At 34.9% G+C, this 3,988-nt stretch carries 5 protein-coding genes and 1 pseudogene; 1 reads left to right on the forward strand and 5 read right to left on the reverse strand.

Features of this window, described 5'->3' with window-relative positions:
- Positions 1 to 810, forward strand: an 810-nt coding sequence (locus T368_RS0110955) for a flagellin (RefSeq protein WP_027338498.1), incomplete at its 5' end; no start/stop codon positions are given.
- A gap of 607 nt (positions 811 to 1,417) precedes the next feature.
- Here the strand turns inward: T368_RS0110955 and T368_RS0110960 are convergent.
- The 5 genes and pseudogenes from T368_RS0110960 to T368_RS15960 all read right to left on the reverse strand — a co-directional run.
- The gene (locus tag T368_RS0110960) at positions 1,418 to 1,681 is read right to left on the reverse strand and encodes a hypothetical protein (protein ID WP_004085955.1); all 264 of its coding nucleotides are present in this window, start codon (positions 1,679 to 1,681) and stop codon (positions 1,418 to 1,420) included.
- A gap of 11 nt (positions 1,682 to 1,692) precedes the next feature.
- Positions 1,693 to 1,860 carry a hypothetical protein gene (locus T368_RS15760; RefSeq protein WP_155116631.1) on the reverse strand — a complete coding sequence of 56 codons (168 nt, stop codon included), beginning with the start codon at positions 1,858 to 1,860 and terminating at the stop codon, positions 1,693 to 1,695.
- Positions 1,841 to 3,217, reverse strand: a complete 1,377-nt coding sequence (locus tag T368_RS0110970; RefSeq protein WP_004085958.1) for a hypothetical protein — start codon at positions 3,215 to 3,217, stop codon at positions 1,841 to 1,843. Before T368_RS0110970 ends, T368_RS15760 begins: the two co-directional genes overlap by 20 nt.
- A gap of 70 nt (positions 3,218 to 3,287) precedes the next feature.
- A complete protein-coding gene (locus T368_RS0110975) occupies positions 3,288 to 3,692 on the reverse strand; it encodes an NINE protein (protein ID WP_004085961.1) in 405 nt (134 codons plus the stop codon).
- A 116-nt stretch (positions 3,693 to 3,808) separates the two neighbouring features.
- A pseudogene (locus T368_RS15960) lies at positions 3,809 to 3,988 on the reverse strand (hypothetical protein); the annotation flags it as partial.

Genomic DNA, 3,988 nt, shown 5'->3' on the forward strand with positions numbered 1-3,988 from the left:
ACAATGTCAAATGTTATTATCAACGGCATTACGCTTGGTGATATCAATGACATTAAAGCTGGTGACTCTGATGGTCGTTTGGTGCAAGCATTCAATGCTTCTACAAACCAAACAGGCGTTGAGGCTTTTACTGATGAAAGAGGTCGTTTAACATTGCGAAGTGTTGATGGTCGTGGTATCAAGATTTCTATTGGTAAAAACGAAAAAGGTCAAAATGGTAAAGTGCCAGAAGTAGCGGTAAAATCTATGAATGGTGGTCAAAAGCTTGAAGGTAAAGGTTCTGAAAACTATGGACGATTATCTCTTAGCAGACTAGATTCTAGAGATATTATCGTAATGTCTGGGACTGACGCTAAAAACACTTACAAGGCTTTAGGTTTTGATAACAAAAGTGTTGCTAGAACCGTTGTGAATTTGCGTGATACTATGGGTGCATTTAACAAAGATGTTAAAAGTGCTGCTGGTGCGAATTTCAATAAAGTTGTTGCAAGTGGTGGTGCGGAGCTTGGTGCTGGTGTTACTACTTTGCGTGGTGCGATGGTTGTTATGGATATTGCTGAATCTGCGACTAAGATTCTAGATAGAATCCGTGCGGATTTAGGTTCTGTTCAAGGACAAATGATTTCAACTGTGAATAACATTTCTGTAACACAAGTAAATGTTAAAGCGGCTGAAAGCAATATTAGAGAAGTAGATTTCGCTCAAGAGTCTGCAAACTTTAATAAACTCAATATCCTAGCACAATCTGGTAGCTACGCTTTAAGTCAGGCAAACGCTGTGCAACAAAACATTTTAAGACTTTTAAGCTAGTCTTACACTTGTTTGTCTGCTCATAGCAAGCAGTAATTCCAAGTTTTACGCCTCCTTGCTCTCCCCTTATCTTAATGGATTTGGGGGTAGCTTGGTAACTTTCTTTATTTAATAGAATCTACTTTTTATTACTTCATTATTTTCATTCAAGTTTTTTGTATTTACAGGCAAAGGCATATATTTTTAGTATTACAAATAAAGGGCTTATATACATACTAAGCTAAATCAATCTTTTTAGATTCTATGCTAGATTTTTCGCTACGCTCAAAATGACAACCCAATAGCTTGAAATCTAGATTCTAATCCAAATGGGTGGGTGCAGGGTGTAAGGGTACAAACTTTATAGAAACTAGATTCTAATCCTTGTCATGTTGAGGCGTGTGCTGAAACATCTAATATGGAATCATTAAAAGACATTTCGCCTTTTTCGTAATGCTCAACATGACAAGAAACTAGAATCTAGTAAAGATTTAAAGTTATTGGGATTAATGGCAAGGTGATAAAAAAGGGGTTATAAATCTTAATACACATGCTTTAGGCTTAGATTGAAGTATGCGTATTTGTGAAGATTTGTATTAGAATCTTTAAAGTGAAAAACAATCAAGCCTTATTGGGATTTATACCAATTATAAAAATCCTCGAAGTCATCAAATAAAAGCTTTACTTTATTGCTTTCAGTATTTAGGCGTTTTTTATCATCAAACTTTCTTTTTAGCTCTCCAATCTCTTGAAACTCATTCGTTTGTGAGAGTGTCTCTGCTGCTTCTTCTTCGGTTATGTTTAGTCGTTTTGAAACAATTTGCTTTCCACGCTCAAAGTGTGTATCGCTTACGATTTTAACATATTGCTTAATCAATTCTTGTGTATCCATGGTTTTGCTCCTTAATTTAGTTTTGCTTCAAGCATTTTGAGTGTTTTTGCATTCACTTTTGCCTTGCACTTTTTTCTGCCGCTTTCAAACATTTTTTTACCGCATCGTTCATACTCCTTCATGTGGTTTTCAAATATAGGTGCAATATCCTTATTTGCATCATTTATGAAAGTTTGCATTGGCTCCATCTTTATACCAAGGGTTTTTAATGGCACTTTCATAATCTGTATAAGGATATTTTTTCTCCATTGTATCCCATTTTTTCATCAAAATTGCATTAACAGCACACTCAATCTCGATACCATAAAGAGAGCCATAACGCCAATTTTCTTCAAATATTTTTTCTCGTCTATATGATACTTCCCTATCAAGTGTTTCTCTTAAGGCACACCATGCTAATTGCTTGTATAGTGGTGTATTTTCTATTTCAGCTTTTGTGGTGTAGCTCTTAGAGTTATCATTGTAGTTATAGTATTTTTTATCTAAAAGTTCTGCGTATTCTCCACCCCATGAAGTCGCTTTATTTGTTGCTCCATCATCACTTAGCCCCATACATTTATTCAAATGATGAGATAGTTTCTCTTTGTCTTCGTTATACGCGATGTCTCCACTTTTAAATATAAACTCTCTTAACAACTCAATCTTTTCAAGCTTATCTGCTTCTTGTTGTTTCTTTACTGCTTCTTCGTATTCTTTAGCACTTAAATAGACTCCTTTCTCTTTTAGTAGCTCTTCTAGCTTTTTAAGATTTGTTTCCATAGATTCATAGAGAAATGAAAAATACTCTCCAAGACTGTATCCATAATGCACAAGAAAACTATCAATGCTATCGAATTTGCTATATTGACTTCCTTCTCCCACTACCCAGATATAGAATAATCCCTTAGTGATTTTATCCATTCCGGGTTTATTGTAGTCTTTAATCAAGCCTAGTTTAGCATATCTATTAAACTTTTCCCATAGTGTATCTGCTAGCTGATAACTTTTAGCATCGTAATCATAAGTCCCATCTGCCTTCATTCTCTCTAGTCCCCAATTGACTATATCTCTATTTATCTCTAGCTCTAAAGTAGCAAGAGATTTTATGCATTTCTGCTCGGCGGGAGTATAGTTTTGCTTATGGATAGTGTAATCTTCATATGCAGTGTATGGTTTCCCCCAGATAATATCTTTCTTAATTATTTCTTTTGTTCTTGTTTCTGTAATGAGAGTCCCACAGACTTTTTTCACACGCCCTTCTAAATCATAGTATCTCTCCCAAAAACCACCACAGCAATCTCTATAATCTATTTCTCCCCAGCCACCATTTGAGTCATCTCCCTCTAATCCACTTTCATATAAAAGTGGAGTCATTGCCACTTTAAATAAAAGCTTAGAGGTCTCACTCTTTGCTCCAAGTTCTTGTATCTCTAATGCCATTGTAGAATCAAAATTTTTCTCAATAAATGCTGCCTTATTCTTAAAATACTCACTCTCAGCCTCATCACCATAAACCACACATACACATAGCCATAATGTCAATATAAACTTTTTCATACTTTTCTCATCTCTTTTAAATCTGTCAAACTCAATGCTTAAAATTTGCTATATTTACCATTTAGCCTTATTATAAGCTTTGCTTTATAGAATCTACTTGCCTTGCATTCTTTATCATAATGCTAATAGGCACAAGAAAAAAGTCGATAAACACCCACAGCAAATATATACACACAACGCCCAAAGCAACAGCACCAAGACTAAACCCGATCATCTCACCTGTAAAAATCGCACCAGCTACAAATGTAACCCCATATATAATGACAACAATAATCCCAATAGACCCCATAAAAAGCTTTATAAATCCAAGCACATAATCGCCTTTGTAGAATCTATCCACGCCTATATAGCCCAAAAACCCGCCACTAAAGACATACATTAAAATGACTAAAATTGCACTTTTTTGCTTTACAACAACGACTTGACTTCCGTTTGTAGTCTGTGAAACAGACCCCTTATCTTCTCTATTTGCCATTTTGTTACCTTTTTAAGTAGAAATATTTTGCATAAACGCAAGTTGGCAATCTACAAAAAAAAACAAATAGTAAATAAATAGAAAACATACAGAAATATTTTTTAAATTATAAATCTTTATACATATTTTGCTTTACATGAGGTTTTATGCGTTCTGATAGTTTTTGTGTTTATTTTGGATTCTATGCTAGATGTTTCGCTACACTCAAAATGACAACCCAATGGTTTGGAATCTAAGGTTGTGTCATATTTGCAAGTGTGGGCAAGAGCTTTGGTCGTGCGAGTGCGTAAGCACGA

This window comes from Helicobacter bilis ATCC 51630 (assembly GCF_000686565.1).
In the GTDB taxonomy this organism is placed as follows: domain Bacteria; phylum Campylobacterota; class Campylobacteria; order Campylobacterales; family Helicobacteraceae; genus Helicobacter_A; species Helicobacter_A bilis.

Excerpts from the sequence above, each read along its gene's own strand:
- T368_RS0110960 (WP_004085955.1), bottom strand. The coding sequence starts at position 1,681 with ATGGATACACAAGAATTGATTAAGCAATATGTTAAAATCGTAAGCGAT.
- T368_RS15760 (WP_155116631.1), bottom strand. The coding sequence starts at position 1,860 with ATGCAAACTTTCATAAATGATGCAAATAAGGATATTGCACCTATATTT.
- T368_RS0110970 (WP_004085958.1), bottom strand. The coding sequence starts at position 3,217 with ATGAAAAAGTTTATATTGACATTATGGCTATGTGTATGTGTGGTTTAT.
- T368_RS0110975 (WP_004085961.1), bottom strand. The coding sequence starts at position 3,692 with ATGGCAAATAGAGAAGATAAGGGGTCTGTTTCACAGACTACAAACGGA.